A 17,643-nucleotide genomic window follows, 5' to 3' on the forward strand; every position below is an offset into this window, starting at 1 on the left:
GCACTTCCCTGGGTTCTGAAGGTGTCGGCATGCGTCTGTGCGTGGTCTGGATAATGGCGTTGTGGCTGCCGTTGGCGATCTGCGCTGAACGCGAGCCTGTTCCCGGCTTGCCTCTTCCAGAATCCGGCCCGGCCCTGCGCCTTCAAGGCTCCAATACCATAGGGGCAACGCTCGGCCCGGCGCTGGTCAAAGGGCTGATGGAAAGCCAGGGGCTGCTCAAAGTGAGCGCCGAAATCACCGGCACGGACAATGAGCAGCGGATCGTCGGCCAGACCACTGACGGTCGGCGAGTGGAAATCGACATTGCCGCCCACGGCTCCAGCACCGGTTTCGCCGCCCTCAAGCAGGGCAACGCCGACCTGGCCGCCTCTTCACGACCGATCAAGGACAGTGAGCTGAAGGAACTGTCGTCCCTGGGCGACCTGAAAAGTCCCACCGCCGAGCAGGTCATCGCCATTGATGGCCTGGCGATTATTCTTCATCCGCAGAACCCATTGCGTCAGCTCGATACCGTGCAACTGGCGCGGATATTCAGTGGCGAGGCGAAAACCTGGGAAGCCGTGGGCGGTGCTGGCGGGCCGATTCATCTTTATGCCCGAGATGAACAGTCCGGCACCTACGACACCTTCAAGGAACTGGTCCTCAGCCGACAGGGAAAACGGCTGGATCCTACAGCACGGCGCTTCGAATCCAGCGAACAGTTGTCCGACGCTGTCAGCCAGGACCCGCAAGGCATCGGCTTCATCGGTTTGCCCTATGTGCGCCAGGCCAAGGCACTGGCGATTGTCGACGGTGATTCCCAACCCATGTTGCCGTTGAACAACCTGATCGCCACCGAGGACTACCCCTTGTCCCGGCGCCTGTTCTTTTATTTGCCACCCCAGGCGACCAACCCGTGGGCCGAGGCGCTGGTGGCGTTCACCCAAAGCGAGCAGGGCCAGACCATCGTCGCGGCCAATGGATTCATCGCCCAAACCGTCCAGGCCATGGCCGTCACGCCGAATGCATTGATGCCCGAGGGTTACCAGGCCCTGAGCCGCCACGCCCAACGCTTGACCGTGAACTTCCGCTTCGAAGAAGGCAGCGCCAGCCTGGACAACAAGGCCCACCAGGACCTGGGCCGCGTGCTCGACTATATAAAGCAGCATGGCAAAACCGACCGGCGTGTGACCCTGGTGGGGTTTGGCGACGCCAAGGACGACCCGGCGCGGGCCGACCTTCTGTCCAAACTGCGGGCCATGGCGGTGCGGCGCGAACTGGTCAAATACGGCGTGGCGCTGCGAGAGGTACGGGGGTTCGGCGCATTGATGCCGGTGGCGGCCAACAGCGAGGATGCAGGACGGGTCAGGAATCGACGGGTTGAGGTTTGGGTCTACTGAACCAGGTCAAACGGCGCAACACAAATCCCTGTGGGAGCAAAGCTTGCTCCCACAGCGGGACGGTGCGATGTTTCGATCCTTTAAAAAATGGGCAGCGCTTTACCGCCCAGCCAACTCCATGATCATCCGCGACAACAGATAGATCCTTGGCACCACACTCTCGACTTCGGCGTATTCCTCCGGCGTATGGATGTTGCCGCCAACAATGCCAAAGCCATCCAGCGTCGGCGTACCAACCCCGGCCGACAGGCTGGCATCCGCCGCCCCACCGCTACCTTCTTCAGTGAGTTTGCGCCCCAGTTCGCCATAGATGCCTTGGGCCATGGCCATCAACCGGTCCGACTCCGCCGTCTGCGGCATCGGTGGCAAGCCACGCTTGAGGCTGGTGGTGACTTCGGTGTCGGCGATCAACTTGTCCTGCGACACCCGGGCCAGGTCTTTTTCGATGCGGTCGAACTCTTCCGGCACCGCTGCCCGCACATCCGCCTTGGCGCTCGCCTGGTCGGGAATCACGTTGGTCCGGTCGCCGGCCTTGATCACCGTGAAGTTGATGGTGGTTTTCTTTTCCGCGTCGCCGAGCTGGCCCAGTTGCAAGATCTGATGCGCGGCTTCCATCGCCGCATTGCGCCCCAACTCCGGCGCGACACCGGCGTGAGACGCCTTGCCCTTGACCTCCACCAGCGCCGTGGCACTGCCCTTGCGCCACACCACCAGACCATCGGCCGGGCGCCCCGGCTCGAGGTTGAGCGTCACGTCATGGGCCTTGGCGGTTTTCTTGATCAGGTCGGTGGCGGCGTCCGAACCGGTTTCTTCGCTGGCGTCGAGCAGGAAAGTAATCTGCGCGTAGTTCTTGAAGTCCAGGTTCTTGAGCACCTTCAAGGCGTAGATCCCGGCGACGATGCCGCCCTTGTCATCCATCACCCCCGGCCCGTAGGCCCGGCCATCCTTGATGTGGAAGGGACGCTCGGCGGCCGAACCTTCCTTGAACACCGTGTCCATGTGCGCCATCAGCAGGATTTTTGCCTTGCCGGTGCCCTTGAGGGTCGCCAGGATGTGCTGGGTGCCGTCCGAGTTAGGCACCTTTTCGATGGTGGCGCCCAACTTCTGCAATTCATCGATGGCAATGTCACCGACCTGGGTCAGCCCCGGCACATAGCCTGAGCCGGAGTCGATGTTCACCAAACGTTCGAGCAGTTTCAGGGCCTCGCCCTTGTACTGTTCGGCGTCGCTCAGGACTTGTTGATGGGGCTGCGCGAAAGCAACGGGAGCAAAGGCGCCGAGGGCCAGGCTCAGGCCAAGACTGACGGCCAGACGGGAGCGAAGAGCGGTCATCATCATGATTTCATCCTTGTTCCGTATCGAAAGAGTGCCAGAGGCACCCTACCCGACAATGGGTCAAGGCTCTAGACCGCAGGTGGCCACCTCAGGGAGAAATGGCCGATACCTCCAACACCTGCCGATGCCGGTAACACGTGACCCGGTTGCGCCCGCCGGTCTTGGCCTCGTAAAGCGCCTGGTCGGCATCATTGAGCCAATGGGTCGCATCGCCATAAGCCGGGTTGAAGGCCGCCAGGCCAATACTCAGGCTCACCTTCAGCGCCGGGTTCTGTTCATAGCTGAGCGTCGCAAAGCGCTCGCGCAAGCCGTCCATGGCCTGCACGGCGTTGTGAAGCGTCAGGTCCGGCAGAATCACACAGAACTCGTCCCCGCCATAACGCCCGACCACATCGGCGGCGCGCAGGTTTTGCTTGAGCATCTTGCCAAGCTGGCGCAGCACGATGTCGCCGGCGACATGGCCATAGGTGTCATTGATGGCTTTGAAATGATCGATGTCGATCAGCGCAATCGCGCCGCGCCCTGCCCCGTCATTCGGGTGACGCTGGCAGCGCTGGAACTCCTCGTTGAGGCGATCTTTCCAGGCGCCATGGTTAAGCAAACCAGTCAGGCTGTCGGTGCGACTCAGGGCCAGCAACTCGCGTTTCTGCCGGCCCAGAATGTAGGCCTGGCGATAGCAGAACCAACCCAGCGCCATCGGATACAGGCACAGCAACGGCAAACAAGCATAGATCTGCGCCGGGCTGGTCATGGGCACGCTGGTCAGCGGGAAGATCAGCACGCCCACGACAACGCCGGCCACTTGGGCCAAGGCCCCAATGAGCAGGAAACGCAGGCCACCAATGGCGACATTGTTCATCGCCATCATCGCCAGCGTGACGGCTGCGGGCAGTGGGTTGAACTGCATTGCCGCGACCCAGAAGCCGCCAAGCGCCGCATCGATCAATAAGTTGATGTGTTCGGCTTGGTACGGCACCGAGCAACGCCGGGCCCACCCGTAGGACAAGTGTGGCCAGAGCAGGCCGTTGAACAGCATGAAACCCCAGACCCACGGCGCCGGCTCGAGGGGAAAGACGGCAGCACTCACCAACAGCAACCCCAGCGTCAGGCCCAGAATGCGCGATATATAAAGCCTCCTGGCCAGCGTCCGTCCCTTTTTTCCCGTTTTTTGCATAGGAACCTCTGCACCGCGGGTTTCCCAAGTCGTTGGGACGGGGGGTAGCTTGGAGTCTATCAGGGCAGCATCAAATAGCCACCACTGAATGAGGGGGTATTTATTCTCCTTCAAATGTCGGGCCCTGCCGCGGATCTTGGCTATACATGAGTCATCCGGCGGCTGTCATAGCAAGTAGCAAAGCAAATGCGCCATGTCATCGCGATGTGCTCGGGTTTCAGCTTCACTTAAGAATATCTGGCCCGTCGGCTCAGACTGGCCGATCACATTCTGTCCTGACCCATGGGGGGGCAAAACATGCTGGTGTTGTGGGTAGTCCTTGCCGTGTTTATCGCCTGGAGCTGGTTGACATATCCAGGCATCGGCCATGTGCTGTACGACATGGGCATGGCGCTGGAGGCACGTCTCTACCGGTTGCACAAGATCACCGTCCCCATCAGCGAGATGACCGTATCGACCTGGCAAGGCGGGCCCTATGAAGCGTCCGGCAGCATCCTGATGCTGCATGGCTACAGCGCCGACAAGAATCTCTGGCTGCGCTTCGCCCGACATTTTGTCGGCGACTACCGGGTGGTGGTGCCCGACCTGGCCGGCCATGGCGAAACCGGCTTCAAGGCCGGCGGCGGCTATGACATCCCGACCCAGGCCCGGCGGGTCATCGAGTTGCTCGACGCCTGTGGCCTGGACAAGGTCCATGTGATTGGCAATTCCATGGGCGGTTACCTCGCCGCATGGCTGGCGGCCACCTCGCCCGAGCGCGTGCTGACCCTGGCGCTGATCGATCCGGCCGGCGTCACCGCGCCCCAGGCCAGCGACATGGAACGCCACCTGGCCGCCGGGCATAACCCGTTCCTCGTCGACTCGCGGGACGATTTCGCGCCGTTCTACGCAATGACCATGGCCTCCCCGCCCTGGGTGCCCAGCGTGGTGCTGGCGGCAATGGCCGAACGTTACGAACAGCGCCGCGAGGAACTGGCGGAGATCTTCGTCGATTTTCGCGCCAGCCCGCCGATGGAACCGCGCCTGGCCGACATCCGCGCCCCGTCGCTGCTACTCTGGGGGCGCAAGGACCGGCTGATCGACGTCAGCAGCGTGCCGGTGTGGAGCAAGGGTATCGCCGATTTGCGGGTGGAAATCTGGGACGGTATTGGCCACATGCCCATGGTCGAACGACCGGGGAAAACCGCGGCGCTGTACCGGGAATTTCTCAAGGGGCTGGGGCAGTGACGGCGATGCGAAAATAACAAAATGAATCCCATGTGGGAGCGAGCTTGCTCGCGATAGCGGTGACACATTCAACCTGGATGCAAGCTGACCCACCGCCATCGCGAGCAAGCTCGCTCCCACAGGGATTCGAGCCGACTCAGAGGTATCGACTTCATGAACATCCTCTACGACGAACACCTCGACGGCCCCTTGCCCAAGGTGGACAAACAGGCGCTGCTTCAAGCCTTGCAGGCACAGGTTCCAGACCTGGACATCCTGCATCAGGAGGAAGATCTCAAGCCCTACGAATGCGATGGCCTGTCGGCCTACCGCACCACGCCCCTGCTGGTGGTACTGCCCAAGCGAGTCGAGCAGGTGCAAGCGCTGCTCAAGCTCTGCCATGGGCTGAATGTGCCGGTGGTCGCCAGGGGTGCCGGGACCGGCCTGTCCGGCGGCGCCCTGCCCCTGGCAAGCGGCGTGTTGCTGGTGATGGCGCGGTTCAACCAGATCCTGCACATCGACCCCGACGCCCGCACCGCACGCCTTCAGCCCGGTGTGCGCAACCTGGCGATCTCCCAGGCGGCGGCGCCGTTCGGGCTGTATTACGCGCCGGATCCCTCGTCGCAGATCGCCTGTTCCATCGGCGGCAACGTCGCGGAAAATGCCGGCGGCGTGCACTGCCTCAAGTACGGTCTGACGGTGCACAACCTGTTGAAGCTGGAAATCCTCACCATCGAAGGCGAGCGCCTGACCCTCGGCAGCGAAGCCCTGGACTCGCCGGGCCTGGACCTGCTGGCGCTGTTCACCGGTTCCGAAGGTTTGCTGGGGGTGATCACCGAAGTGACGGTCAAACTGTTGCCCCGGCCCCAGGTCGCCAAGGTGCTGCTGGCCAGTTTCGATTCGGTGGACAAGGCCGGGCGAGCGGTAGCCGACATCATCGCCGCCGGGATCATCCCCGGCGGCCTGGAAATGATGGACAACCTGGCGATCCGCGCCGCCGAGGACTTCATCCACGCGGGTTATCCGGTGGAGGCCGAAGCGATCCTGCTGTGCGAACTGGACGGGGTAGAGGCCGATGTCCATGACGATTGCGAACGGGTCCGCCAGGTGTTGGAGCAGGCCGGGGCCACCGAGGTGCGCCAGGCGCGGGACGAGGCCGAGCGGCTGCGCTTCTGGGCCGGGCGCAAGAACGCCTTCCCGGCGGTGGGTCGCCTGGCGCCGGATTATTACTGCATGGACGGCACCATCCCGCGACGTGCCCTGCCCGAGGTACTGCAGCGCATCGCCAGCCTCGGTGCCGAGCATGGCCTGCGCGTCGCCAACGTTTTTCACGCCGGTGACGGCAACATGCACCCGCTGATCCTGTTCGATGCCAACCAGCCCGGCGAACTGGAGCGCGCCGAAACCCTGGGCGGGAAAATCCTCGAACTGTGTGTCCAGGTAGGTGGCAGCATCACTGGCGAACACGGTGTCGGCCGGGAAAAAATCAATCAGATGTGCACGCAATTCAACAGCGACGAACTGAACCTGTTCCACGCGGTGAAAGCAGCATTCGATCCCCAAGGCCTGCTCAACCCCGGCAAGAACATCCCCACCCTGCACCGCTGCGCCGAATTCGGTGCCATGCACATCCATGGCGGACAACTGCCGTTTCCTGAACTGGAGCGTTTCTGATGAGCCGCGAAGCCGACCAGGACGCCAGCGACCTGCTGCTCGAACAGGTCAATCGCGCCCGGGCCGACGCCACGCCGCTGCGCATCCAGGGGTCCAACAGCAAGGCTTTCCTGGGACGCGAAGTGGCCGGCGAGGTGCTGGACACCCGCGTCCATCGCGGCATCGTCCACTACGACCCCACCGAACTGGTGATCACGGCCCGTGCCGGCACCCCGCTGCAGGAACTGCTTGCCGCCCTGGACGCCGCCGGGCAACGGCTGCCCTGCGAACCGCCAGCATTTGGCGACGACGCCACGGTCGGCGGCATGGTCGCCGCCGGGCTGTCGGGGCCGCGTCGCCCATGGGCCGGTTCGGTGCGCGACTTCGTCCTGGGCACGCGGCTGATCAGTGGCCACGGCACGTTGCTGCGTTTCGGCGGCGAGGTGATGAAAAACGTCGCCGGCTACGACCTGTCGCGCCTGTTGGCCGGCAGTTTCGGTTGCCTGGGGGTGATCACCGAAGTTTCCTTGAAGGTCCTGCCCAAGCCCCGTCACAGCCTGAGTATCCGCCTGGAACTGGACAGCACCGAGGCCCTGGAAAAACTCGCCGAATGGGGCCGTCAGCCCCTGCCCATCAGCGCCGCCAGCCATGACGGCGACTGCCTGCACCTGCGCCTGGAGGGTGGCGAAGGCTCGGTCAGCGCTGCTCATCAGCGTTTCGGTGGCGAGCTGATCGACGATCAATACTGGACGGCACTCAATGAACATCAGTTGGCCTTCTTCGATGAAGGCTTGCCGCTGTGGCGCCTGTCTCTGCCCAACCATACCGGGCCGCTCATCCTGCCCGGCGCGCAGTTGATCGACTGGGCCGGCGCCCAACGCTGGTTGAAAACCGAGGCCGACACGGTGCAAACCCTGGCCCATGAAGTCGGTGGCCATGCCACCTGCTATCGTCAGGGTGCCAGCGACACACCGTTCCAGCCACTGGCCCCGGCGCTGCTGCGCTATCACCGGCAGCTCAAGGCCCAGCTCGATCCCCTGGGGCTTTTCAACCCTGGTCGGATGTATCTGGAGTTCTAGTGTCCTGTGTCGCAAATGCGTTCCTTTTTGACGAGTGGCTGTTGTCGTCAGGCAAGGCGCCGCGACGAGTCATAGCCCGCTATGGCGAGAAGCGGCAACGCAGCATGACGACAACAGACGCCGTCAAAAAGAAACAGCATTTGTGATACAGGACACTACCTATGCAGACTCGGTTCAGTGAGGAAAGCAAAAATCTACCCCGCGCCGAAGAAGCCGAACGGATCCTGCGCAGCTGCGTGCATTGCGGCTTCTGCAATGCCACCTGCCCCACTTACCAATTGCTCGGCGATGAACTGGACGGCCCGCGCGGACGCATCTACCTGATCAAGCAAGTGCTCGAAGGCCAGCCGGCGACGGCCAGCACCCAGCTGCATCTGGATCGCTGCCTATCCTGTCGCAACTGCGAGACCACCTGCCCGTCCGGCGTGGATTACCACAACCTGCTGGACATCGGCCGGGCGGTGGTCGACCAAGCCGTGCCGCGTCCCGCCGGCCAACGCGCGCTGCGCCTGGGGCTGCGAAGCCTGGCCACCAGCCCCGATCGGTTCAAGGCCCTGCTGCGTATTGGAGCGATCTTCCGTCCGTTGCTGCCAGCGAACCTGAGCGCCAAGTTGCCCCGCCCTTCCCCGCCTCACGGCGAGCGCCCGCCTCTGCGGCATCGACGTACGGTGTTGATGCTCGAAGGTTGCGTGCAACCGGGCCTGTCGCCCAACACCAATACCTCGGCAGCACGAGTGCTGGATCGACTCGGCATCAGCGTGATCAACTGTGCGCAGGCCGGCTGCTGTGGCGCCCTGGATTATCACCTCGACGCCCAGGCCACTGGGCTGGATCGCGCCCGACAGAATATCGACGCCTGGTGGCCACACCTGGAAAACGGCGCTGAAGCCATCGTCCAGACGGCCAGCGGCTGCGGCGCATTCATCAAGGACTATGGACACCTGCTGGAACATGACCCGGCCTACGCCGCCAAGGCCAGACAGGTGAGTGAACGGGCGCTGGACCTGGTGCAAGTGCTCGGCAAGGAACCACTGGAACAGATCTGCGCGGCCAGGAACCAGCGCATTGCCGTGCATTGTCCCTGCACCTTGCAACATGCGCAGAAACTCGGCGGCAGCATCGAGGCGCTGCTGACGCGGCTGGGTTTCAACCTCACCGAGGTGCCCGACGGCCATTTGTGTTGCGGCTCGGCCGGCACCTATTCACTGACCCAGCCGGCCCTGGCGCGGCAACTGCGGGACAACCGCCTCAATGCGCTGGAAAGCGGCCAGCCGGAGTTGATCGTCACTGCCAACGTCGGCTGCCAGAACCACCTCGACGGCGCCGGTCGCACGCCCGTGCGGCACTGGATCGAGCTGGTGGATCAGTCCCTGGCAGAATGAAGTCCTGAAGATTCTTCGTTTGCCGGGGCCGGCGAAGGCTGCGATCTTTCGTCTATCTTTCCCACAGCCCTCGCCAGGAATTCTTACGATGAGCTTCGTCAGCCCCGACCTGATCCGCCAACGCTTCTCCAGGGCGATGTCCGACATGTACCGCGACGAGGTGCCGCTGTATGGCGCCCTGATGAAGCTGGTGGAGCACACCAACGCCCAGGTGCTGGCCGAAGACCCGGTCCTGGCCGCACACCTGCGCAGCACCGGCGAACTCGAGCGCCTGGACCTGGAACGCCACGGCGCGATCCGCGTCGGCACCGCCGCCGAGCTGGCGACCCTGGGGCGTCTGTTCGCGGTCATGGGCATGCAGCCGGTGGGCTACTACGACCTCACGCCTGCCGGGGTGCCGGTGCATTCCACCGCCTTTCGCGCCGTGCACGAAAGCGCGTTGCAGATCAGCCCGTTCCGGGTGTTTACCTCGCTGCTGCGCCTGGAACTGATCGAGAACGCCGAGCTTCGGGCCTTTGCCGAGTCGGTGTTGGACAAACGACAGATCTTCACCCCCAGCGCCCTTGAGCTCATTGAGCTGGCCGAACACCAGGGAGGGCTGAGCGAGTCCCAGGCTGAGGACTTCGTCCTACAGGCCCTGGAAACCTTTCGCTGGCACCACAGCGCCACCGTCACCGCCGAACAGTACCGACAATTGAGCGCCCAGCATCGCCTGATCGCCGACGTGGTGGCGTTCAAGGGCCCGCACATCAATCATCTGACGCCGCGCACCCTGGACATCGACATCGTCCAGGCCCGGATGCCCATGCACGGCATTACCCCCAAGGCCGTGATCGAAGGCCCACCCCGCCGCCAATGCCCGATCCTGCTGCGCCAGACCAGTTTCAAGGCACTCGACGAACCCGTCGCCTTCACCGACCAGCCACAGTCCCAAGGCAGCCACAGCGCCCGCTTCGGCGAAATCGAACAACGCGGCGCCGCCCTCACGCCCAAGGGCCGTGCGCTCTACGATCAATTGCTGAACGCCGCGCGTGATGCGCTGGGGGAGTTTCCCAACGAAGCCAACGCCGAACGCTACAACCGGCTGATGGCCGAACACTTTGTCGAATTCCCTGACAACCACGACGAACTGCGCCGACAGGCATTGGCGTACTTCCGCTATTTCGTCACCCCCAAGGGCCTCGCCGCCAAGGGCACACTTGAGCAAGCCGTCTCCCTGGAGCACTTGCTTGAACAGCAATACCTGCGCGCCGAACCCTTGGTGTACGAGGACTTCCTGCCCGTCAGCGCCGCCGGCATTTTCCAGTCGAACCTCGGCGATGCCGCCCAGAGTCATTATGCCGGCCAGTCCAATCGCCAGGCCTTCGAAGAGGCGCTGGGACGAGCGACCATCGATGAGCTGTGGCTGTACGCCCAGACGCAACAGCGCTCCATCGATGAGTGCCGGTCTGCATTGCGCGTGTAGGAATAAGCTGAAGGACAAAACGGCAAAAAACTGCCTGAGAGGCGTGCGCGCAGCGCGCCTTTCTCAGCCACCCGGCCCGGGTATCGCGGTGTCTGATCGGGCCGCGAGGAACTGCAATGGGCCGAGCAAACCTCTGAGCGATTTCTCGCTTGCCTGCAGGGAGGCGCTTCCCGATAGAAGATCAACCTATTGATATATATAGATTTTTAAAAAATGGCATAGCTCTTGATATCCGTGAGGCCACCTCGGGGCGACTCCCGTCCCAGGCCCTATCGTTATCCAGGAAGGAGAGCATCCATTGGCTACCCCCGCGTACATGTCCGTTAAAGGCACTAAACAAGGCCTGATCACTGCCGGTGCGTTTACCGCCGATTCAGTGGGCAACACCTATCAAGAGGGTCATGAAGATCAGGTCATGGTGCAGGCTTTCGAGCACCAAGTGACCATCCCTCGCGACCCTCAATCCGGTCAGCCAACCGGTCAGCGCATACACAAACCCCTGACCATCACCAAGGTATTCGACAAAGCCTCGCCACTGCTTCAGGTCGCCCTGACGAGCGGCGAACGCCTGGAGGAAGTCAAGATCCAGTGGTACCGCACTTCGGCCGCAGGCACCCAGGAGCACTACTACACCACCACATTGGAGGACGCGATCATCGTCGATATCAAGGACTACATGCTCAACTGCCAGAACCCGGAAAACTCACACTTCACCCATCTGGAGGACGTGCACTTCACGTATCGCAAAATCACCTGGACCCACGAAGTCAGCGGTACCTCGGGCTCCGATGACTGGCGCTCGCAGGCCGCTGGTTGAATCGGAGGCAGCCACTCACGCATCGGCCAATTCTGCAGGTCGATGTGCAGTTGAAAATAATCGATAGTTGTTGATTCAGGGTGGTGTTCGCCCAGTGCGATGGCCTCGGCAATCCATGCACTGGTAAAGAGCCTGACACTGGGCGAACGCGAATAATAATAATGGAACTTTCCGAATATGTCCGCACGCCCGTTTAAATAATTATTCATTGTTACAACTATCTCCGCGATCTCTGCAGAAGCTGGCGAAGCCTGCGATCTTTTGATCTTTCGCTTGAGATTCAAGTGTTTGGGGAAAGATCGCAGCCTCGTTGCACTCGACAGCTCCTACGCCGCTCCTCCGCGGCTCCTACACAGCAAAGCGTGAGCCAGCTCCCTCGCCATGATTTTGTGTTTGGACGGCACCGCTACATAGCGCTGTACAGCAGCTATACAAAAACAAGAATAAGTACAAAAGTTATCTGCCGCGAACACATCCAAACAAAGTTAAACAGTCATTAAAAAACTTTTTTTAATGCCGGTCGACGTGACAAACCTCAGCCACGCCGACCGGTTTTCTGCGCATCGGTATCCCCTGCCTCAGGGTCACCGTGCTGTTGTTTACGCTTGGCCGGGTCATTGGGCCGCAAGGCATCGTTATCGCGTTCCACTTCACCGGGCAATGCCGGGGCGTCGGGGTTTTGCCGGGTTTGATCGGGGCGGTGCTGCATGGCGAACTCCTTGAATCTTTCAGGCCTGGGATCAGGCGTCGGGGTCGGCGACTTCTTCAGCGACGTTGGCATCCGGAGAGCGCTGGTGCAGTTGTTCGGCCTTGGTCTTCAAGATCTGCCACTGCGCCAGGTCGATGGCGCCCTGACCGAACAGGTCATTGGCCACCCGCATCAGTTCGGTGAAGTGAGCATCGGGGGACTGCTGCCAGTAGGCCTTGTCGTCGAACAATCGCTGCCAATCGGCCAGCGACGGAAGTTTGAGGTCATCGCTCATGACGGGCTCCTGCGAGACATTCATAAACTATGAGGGTCGGCGTTCGCGGGGAGTTCCGGCGATTCTCAGTAGCCGGTCATTTCCAGGTAACCGGTGCCGCCCTGGCTGCCACGCAGTCGCACCGGTCCTTCCCAATAGGGAATGCGCAGGTTCATCCAGGCATTGGGATTGAGCGCGTGGAGGGTGATGTCGAGTTGCTTGCTGGGGATCTTGATCGCCCAGCCGACCGGCATAGAGCGTCCGGCGACCTTGGCGGTTTCCTGAGGCACGAGGCTGATTTCCCCGGCGTGCAGGGTTTGCGCTTGGCCCTGGGCGTCGATCCAGGTGCCCGTGAGATACGGCTCGCCGTCCTTGTGGCGCATGCGGTAGAGCATCAGGTGCTCGCCGTTGTCCAGGTGCAGGGAAAACCAGTCCCAGCCGGTCTGGTTTGCGGTCAGGGGCTGGCTGCTCCATTCGCGGTCGAGCCAGGCCGGGCCGCTGACCGCGTAACGCTGGCCATCGATTTCCAATTCACCGCTGGCCTGGAAGAATGGCTGGCTGTAGTAGTACGACGCCTGCCCCTGTTCGGATTTCTGGCTGAAACCTTGATCGCCCTGCAACACCAGCGGCCGGCTCGACGTCAGCCGCAATGCATAGCTGAAGCGTGGGTCGCGCGCCTTCAATTGCATGTCCGCCAACGGCTCGTCCCCTGAAGCCTGGGTACCGAACTGCCAGTCGTCGATCCAGGCATTGAAGGGCACCGCCTGCACCCCGGCCTGCCCCACCCCGCCTCGTGCATAACGCTCGGCGGCATGGTGCACGGTGGCGGATGTGACCGCCGCGTGGCCGAGCCAGATCGTCTGGTTGCGCCAGCCGCCGGCCTGGGGTGCGGCACTCAAGGCACTGCGAAACAGCGTCCATTGCACGCCGAACTCATGCCCCTGGGCATCCTTGAGATTGGCGGTGACGTACCACCACTCGATGCGAAAACCTTCATGAAGGCCATGGTCGGCGGGGAAACTGAACACCCGCCCAGGCACAACCGGCGTGAACGCGACAGCTTGGTCGCCGAGGCCGGCAAAGCCCTTTTGCGCTGGCGCGGAGTCATCACAACCGCTGAGCAACGCCAGCAGCAGCAACACGCCGACTCTAATCTTCATGGGCAAAAGTCCTCAGCAAATCCGCCGGCTGCGTGCGGTACAGCGCATACAGCGGCCAGGCCGATGCCAGTAGCGTGGCGAGCATCGCCAGGGCCAGCAACTGCACCAGTTGCAACGGGAACACCCGCAACGGCAGGCGCCAACCGAAGGCCTGCACGTTGATCACCGTGTCCAGGCACCAGGCCAGGGCGATGCCCAGCGGCAACGCCAGGACCAAGGTCAGCAGCGCCAACAGCCAGGTCTGGCCGAGGTTGAGCAGCATCAACTGCCGGCGCGTCACCCCCAGCGCCCACAGCGGCGCCAACTGGCCGAGACGACTCTGGCTCTGAGTCAGCAAGCTGATGAACAACGCCACCCCGGCCACCGCCAGGGTCAGGCTGTTGAGGGCGGCGGTAGCGGCGAAGGTGCGTTCGAACACCTGGGTCGACCAGCCCTTGAGCCGGGCCTGGTCGACGATGCGGCTGTCATCCAGGCTGAACCGGCCTTGCAACGCTGTCAGTAGCGCCGGGATCTCGGACGGTTCGATGCGCAGGTTGAAACGGTTCGGCGTCAGGTTCGGCCAGTGCGCCAGCAAGTGGTCGACGTTGACCAGCACATGGCCCTTGGGATTGCCGTAGTCGGCGTAAATGCCGACGATTCGCAGTGCCCATGGCCCCTGCGGCGTCGGCAGGGTCAACTGATCGCCGATACTCACCTTGAGGCGCCGGGCCAGTTGTTCGCTGAGCATGAGGGTGTCGGCGGCAGCCAGTTGCTCCCACGGCTTGTCGCCGGCCGATTCCAGCAGCGGCCAATGCTGTCGATAGTGGGGATGATCGATGATGCCGTGGATATCCGTCGGCCAGCCCTGCAACGGGACCGAGACTTGCCAGAGGGGAACGATGGCAGTGATCGCCGGTTGCTGCTTGAGCCAGGCGTGCAGTTCCTCCGCCTGGGCCGGGGTCTGCGGGTTGATGTACAGCTCGGCGGTCAACCGTTGTTCGAGCCAGTTGCTGAAAGTCTGGCGGAAACCGGCGGTCATGCTGCCAGCGCCGATGTTTGCCGCCAGCGCCAGCAACAAGGCCATCAACGCCAGGCTCAGCGTCGGCAATTGCTGGCGGCAATCGGCAAGAAACCACTGCCCGAGCACCGAGCGGCTGCGGCGCAACAGCCGCTTCAGCGCACTGTTGAGCAACACCGGCAAGGCCAGCGCCGCGCCCAGCAACAAGGCGGTCATCAGGACAAAACCGCTGGCCAGGCTATCGCCCCAGATCAACGCCGATGCGGCAATCAACGCCGCCACCGTAGCCACCCACCCCTGGCGTCGCAGCCATCGCGCATGGGCCTGATGCCAGGCTTGGGGGTTGGCCAGCGCCAGCAAGGGCAGGCGCGCCGCCCGCAAAAGACTGTCAGCGCCGGCCAGCAACGCACCGAGCAGACTCAGGCCGACACCGCTGAACCACCACCATGGGCTGAGGTTCAAGTGTCCGGCCACTTCGGCGCCGTACAACCCCCGCAGGCTCGCCGCGACATCGGGCAACAACAGACTCGCCAGCCAATAGCCGCTGAGCACCCCGGCGATCCCGCCCAGCAAGGCCAACGCGCCCAATTCGATGGTCAGGCTGGTGACCAGTACCCGCGCACTGACGCCACAGGCGCGCAGTGTTCGCAACAGGCTGCGGCGTTGCTCCAGGGCCAGGCCAATGGCCGCGTGAACGATGAACAGCCCCACCACGAAGGATAAAAAACCCAAGGCGTCGAGGTTCAGGTGAAAACTTTCGGTCAGGCGCGACAGGTTGTTTTCTTCATCGGCGTGCTTGAGTTGCAGGCGACCGTTGAACGCTTCCGGTAACGCGGCGCTGAACGTGGCAGGCAACAGCAGCCGTGACAGTTGCTCCGGCAATCCGAGTACCTGTTGGGCAAAACCGATGTCCATCAACAGCACGCCCGGCGCCATGTCCTCCTGGGCATGCAGCGGTGGCAGGGATTGCCCATCGACGCTCCGGGGGCGGTCCCCCTCGGTCAGCCCCAGGGCTTGCAAGGTTTGCGGGGCGATCCAGGTGCGGCCGGGGTCGGTAAAGAAGGCCACCACCTCGCTCATCTCTCGTGCCTGCCCCGCCAGCGCGGCACCGGGCGGCAGCGACACCGGGTCGATGCCCATCAGTTGCAGACGCTGATCCTCTTGGTCCTTGAGCAGCACCCGAGCCTGCAACACTGGCGACACCGGCCAGCCCTGGCGCCGCAACTCGACAAACCATTGCTGGGGGAAGGTGCCGCCACCGGGTGCACTGAGGCTGGCCTGGGGTTCGCCGCCGATCAATTGGCTGGCCCGGGCGTAGCTGTCCCGGGCCTGACTGTTCAGCGCCTGCACGCCAGTGAGCAGGCTGGTGGCCAGCCACAGGCCAGTCAGTACGCTGAAGAATTGCACCGGGTGTTGGCGCCAATGGCTGAGCAGGGCCTTGAGGGTCTGGCGAAAAATCATCACCCCTGGGCCACCTGCGCCAACTGCCCGCCGTGCAACACCACGCGCTGGGCCAGGCGAGCCGCCACCCGTGGACTGTGGGTCACCATCAGCAGACTGGTGGGGCTCCCCTCCAGCAGTTCAAGCAGCAGTTGCAGCACTTCGTCGCTGGTGGCTTCGTCGAGGCTGCCGGTGGGTTCATCGGCCAGCAACAAGGGCGGTCGCGAGGCCAACGCCCGCCCCAGCGCCACCCGCTGTTGCTGACCGCCGGACAGTTGCTCGGGATAACGCCGCAACAGCGCCGAAAGCCCGAGCCGCTGCACCAGATGGGCTTGCCAAGCTGCGTCATAACGACCGCACAGACGCGCCTGGAACGCCAGGTTGTCCTCCACCGACAAGCTGCTGATGAGGTTGAACTGCTGGAACACCAAGCCGATTTCCGTGCGTCGCCAATTCGCCAACTGGCTTTCACTCATGCCATCTAGCCGATACTCGCCACTGCGAATGCTGCCGCGATCGACCTTGTCCAGCCCAGCGACCAGATGCAGCAAGGTGCTCTTGCCACTGCCCGACTCCCCCATCAGCGCCAGACTGCTGCCGGGCATCAGGGTCAGGTTGATACCTTGCAGCACCGGCAATGGGCCTTGGGGCGTGGGGTAGCTTTTGAAGACATCGCGGACTTCAAGCATGAAAAGGCTCGATGAATGAACGTGAGGCTCAGGATAGCGGAGTTGAGTGATGGGCCCCACCCGGGATGAACCTGCCTGATACTCAGCAACCAGAACAGCTACGACGAGGTAGATGCCACAGAGGCTGGGTATTTGCTCGTCGGGTTGGGGTGTATATCCGTTGCTGCGGTAACGGCGACTTAGGGTTCCGCCCTGACGGCGGCTCACTTTTGAGAAGCCCGGAAGCCGGCCCAGTCAAAAGTAAGCAAAACGCTTTTGCCCCACCACTTGGTGCCTTGCTTAGGCTAGGCATGCCCTCACTCCGGCATTGCTCCGTGGGCCCGCCGCGAGGCGGCCTAACAGCCGACCTGGTTCTTGGTGGGACCGCGTTTCCCCTGTGGGAGCGGGCTTGCTCGCGAAGGCGGTGTCACAGTCGATGAAGATGTTGGATGTACCGGCCTCATCGCGAGCAAGCTCGCTCCCACAGGGGGGCCAGGTGCACATGGAGTTTGTGTCTGCTGAAGATCCAATGTGGGAGCGAGCCTGCTCGCGAAGGCGGTGTCACAGTCGATGAAGATGTTGGATGTGCCGGCCTCTTCGCGGGCAAGCCCGCTCCCACAAGGGGGCTGCGGTGTACATAAAGTTTGTGGCTTCTGAAGACCCAATGTGGGAGCGAGCCTGCTCGCGAAGGCGGTGTCACAGTCGATGAAGATGTTGGATGTACCGGCCTCATCGCGAGCAAGCTCGCTCCCACAGGGGGGCCAGGTGCACATGGAGTTTGTGTCTGCTGAAGATCCAATGTGGGAGATTCTATGTTGCAGGGCAACCCTGCAACATAGGCTTCGGCTGGTATTCGCTCTGATTTTTCATCAAGGCAAATGCCACCCGGCAGAGCTTGCGAGCAAGCACCACCAATGCCTGGGTTT

General features: G+C 62.7%; 14 protein-coding genes and 1 pseudogene. 7 read left to right on the forward strand and 8 right to left on the reverse strand.

The window, feature by feature from the left end; all coding sequences use genetic code 11:
- Positions 1-53: 53 nt before the first annotated feature.
- Positions 54-1,379, forward strand: a complete 1,326-nt coding sequence (locus KGA89_RS15635) for a substrate-binding domain-containing protein (protein WP_085983275.1) — start codon at positions 54-56, stop codon at positions 1,377-1,379.
- A 99-nt stretch (positions 1,380-1,478) separates the two neighbouring features.
- Here KGA89_RS15635 and KGA89_RS15640 read toward each other — a convergent pair whose 3' ends face one another.
- Together KGA89_RS15640 and KGA89_RS15645 are read right to left on the reverse strand one after the other, a co-directional pair.
- Positions 1,479-2,717, reverse strand: a complete 1,239-nt coding sequence (locus KGA89_RS15640) for a M20/M25/M40 family metallo-hydrolase (RefSeq protein ID WP_223471995.1) — start codon at positions 2,715-2,717, stop codon at positions 1,479-1,481.
- A gap of 85 nt (positions 2,718-2,802) precedes the next feature.
- The gene (locus tag KGA89_RS15645) at positions 2,803-3,888 is read right to left on the reverse strand and encodes a diguanylate cyclase (RefSeq protein ID WP_013693795.1); all 1,086 of its coding nucleotides are present in this window, start codon (positions 3,886-3,888) and stop codon (positions 2,803-2,805) included.
- A 297-nt stretch (positions 3,889-4,185) separates the two neighbouring features.
- Here KGA89_RS15645 and KGA89_RS15650 point away from each other — a divergent pair, with 297 nt between their 5' ends.
- From KGA89_RS15650 to KGA89_RS15675, 6 genes are all read left to right on the forward strand, one after another.
- Positions 4,186-5,115 carry an alpha/beta fold hydrolase gene (locus KGA89_RS15650; RefSeq protein WP_003203699.1) on the forward strand — a complete coding sequence of 310 codons (930 nt, stop codon included), beginning with the start codon at positions 4,186-4,188 and terminating at the stop codon, positions 5,113-5,115.
- 153 nt (positions 5,116-5,268) lie between these two features.
- Entirely contained in the window at positions 5,269-6,768 is a 1,500-nt protein-coding gene (glcD, locus tag KGA89_RS15655) for a glycolate oxidase subunit GlcD (RefSeq protein WP_053163003.1), read from the forward strand.
- Positions 6,768-7,826: a glycolate oxidase subunit GlcE gene (gene glcE / locus KGA89_RS15660; protein WP_053163005.1), complete on the forward strand. Its 1,059-nt coding sequence runs from the start codon at positions 6,768-6,770 to the stop codon at positions 7,824-7,826. The genes glcD and glcE overlap by 1 nt, the downstream gene beginning before the upstream one ends.
- 161 nt (positions 7,827-7,987) lie before the next feature.
- Entirely contained in the window at positions 7,988-9,208 is a 1,221-nt protein-coding gene (glcF, locus tag KGA89_RS15665) for a glycolate oxidase subunit GlcF (RefSeq protein ID WP_053163007.1), read from the forward strand.
- Between the two features lie 88 nt (positions 9,209-9,296).
- Complete coding sequence (locus KGA89_RS15670) at positions 9,297-10,673, forward strand: VOC family protein (protein ID WP_053163009.1); 1,377 nt, start codon at positions 9,297-9,299, stop codon at positions 10,671-10,673.
- Positions 10,674-10,971: 298 nt separating this feature from the next.
- Positions 10,972-11,490 carry an Hcp family type VI secretion system effector gene (locus tag KGA89_RS15675; RefSeq protein ID WP_223471996.1) on the forward strand — a complete coding sequence of 173 codons (519 nt, stop codon included), beginning with the start codon at positions 10,972-10,974 and terminating at the stop codon, positions 11,488-11,490.
- A 535-nt stretch (positions 11,491-12,025) separates the two neighbouring features.
- Here the strand turns inward: KGA89_RS15675 and KGA89_RS15680 are convergent.
- The 6 genes and pseudogenes from KGA89_RS15680 to KGA89_RS15705 form a co-directional block, all read right to left on the reverse strand.
- A complete protein-coding gene (locus KGA89_RS15680) occupies positions 12,026-12,199 on the reverse strand; it encodes a hypothetical protein (RefSeq protein ID WP_003203710.1) in 174 nt (57 codons plus the stop codon).
- Positions 12,200-12,230: 31 nt separating this feature from the next.
- Complete coding sequence (locus tag KGA89_RS15685) at positions 12,231-12,473, reverse strand: hypothetical protein (protein ID WP_003203712.1); 243 nt, start codon at positions 12,471-12,473, stop codon at positions 12,231-12,233.
- A 65-nt stretch (positions 12,474-12,538) separates the two neighbouring features.
- Positions 12,539-13,612: a lipocalin-like domain-containing protein gene (locus tag KGA89_RS15690; protein ID WP_013693798.1), complete on the reverse strand. Its 1,074-nt coding sequence runs from the start codon at positions 13,610-13,612 to the stop codon at positions 12,539-12,541.
- Positions 13,602-16,070, reverse strand: coding sequence for an ABC transporter permease (locus KGA89_RS15695; RefSeq protein ID WP_223471997.1), 2,469 nt, complete (start codon positions 16,068-16,070; stop codon positions 13,602-13,604). Before KGA89_RS15695 ends, KGA89_RS15690 begins: the two co-directional genes overlap by 11 nt.
- Complete coding sequence (locus tag KGA89_RS15700) at positions 16,070-16,738, reverse strand: ABC transporter ATP-binding protein (RefSeq protein ID WP_003203718.1); 669 nt, start codon at positions 16,736-16,738, stop codon at positions 16,070-16,072. Before KGA89_RS15700 ends, KGA89_RS15695 begins: the two co-directional genes overlap by 1 nt.
- Before the next feature lie 789 nt (positions 16,739-17,527).
- A pseudogene (locus tag KGA89_RS15705) lies at positions 17,528-17,643 on the reverse strand (IS110 family transposase); the annotation flags it as partial.

Origin of the sequence: Pseudomonas sp. A-RE-22, from assembly GCF_019956035.1 — a bacterium.
GTDB lineage: Bacteria > Pseudomonadota > Gammaproteobacteria > Pseudomonadales > Pseudomonadaceae > Aquipseudomonas > Aquipseudomonas brassicacearum.

What these genes read in the sequence shown, in the direction of transcription:
- glcE (WP_053163005.1), top strand. Translation starts at nt 6,768, where the DNA reads ATGAGCCGCGAAGCCGACCAGGACGCCAGCGACCTGCTGCTCGAACAG.
- glcD (WP_053163003.1), top strand. Translation starts at nt 5,269, where the DNA reads ATGAACATCCTCTACGACGAACACCTCGACGGCCCCTTGCCCAAGGTG.
- KGA89_RS15695 (WP_223471997.1), bottom strand. Translation starts at nt 16,070, where the DNA reads ATGATTTTTCGCCAGACCCTCAAGGCCCTGCTCAGCCATTGGCGCCAA.
- KGA89_RS15685 (WP_003203712.1), bottom strand. Translation starts at nt 12,473, where the DNA reads ATGAGCGATGACCTCAAACTTCCGTCGCTGGCCGATTGGCAGCGATTG.
- KGA89_RS15645 (WP_013693795.1), bottom strand. Translation starts at nt 3,888, where the DNA reads ATGCAAAAAACGGGAAAAAAGGGACGGACGCTGGCCAGGAGGCTTTAT.
- KGA89_RS15635 (WP_085983275.1), top strand. Translation starts at nt 54, where the DNA reads ATGGCGTTGTGGCTGCCGTTGGCGATCTGCGCTGAACGCGAGCCTGTT.
- KGA89_RS15640 (WP_223471995.1), bottom strand. Translation starts at nt 2,717, where the DNA reads ATGATGATGACCGCTCTTCGCTCCCGTCTGGCCGTCAGTCTTGGCCTG.
- KGA89_RS15680 (WP_003203710.1), bottom strand. Translation starts at nt 12,199, where the DNA reads ATGCAGCACCGCCCCGATCAAACCCGGCAAAACCCCGACGCCCCGGCA.
- KGA89_RS15670 (WP_053163009.1), top strand. Translation starts at nt 9,297, where the DNA reads ATGAGCTTCGTCAGCCCCGACCTGATCCGCCAACGCTTCTCCAGGGCG.
- glcF (WP_053163007.1), top strand. Translation starts at nt 7,988, where the DNA reads ATGCAGACTCGGTTCAGTGAGGAAAGCAAAAATCTACCCCGCGCCGAA.
- KGA89_RS15650 (WP_003203699.1), top strand. Translation starts at nt 4,186, where the DNA reads ATGCTGGTGTTGTGGGTAGTCCTTGCCGTGTTTATCGCCTGGAGCTGG.
- KGA89_RS15700 (WP_003203718.1), bottom strand. Translation starts at nt 16,738, where the DNA reads ATGCTTGAAGTCCGCGATGTCTTCAAAAGCTACCCCACGCCCCAAGGC.
- KGA89_RS15690 (WP_013693798.1), bottom strand. Translation starts at nt 13,612, where the DNA reads ATGAAGATTAGAGTCGGCGTGTTGCTGCTGCTGGCGTTGCTCAGCGGT.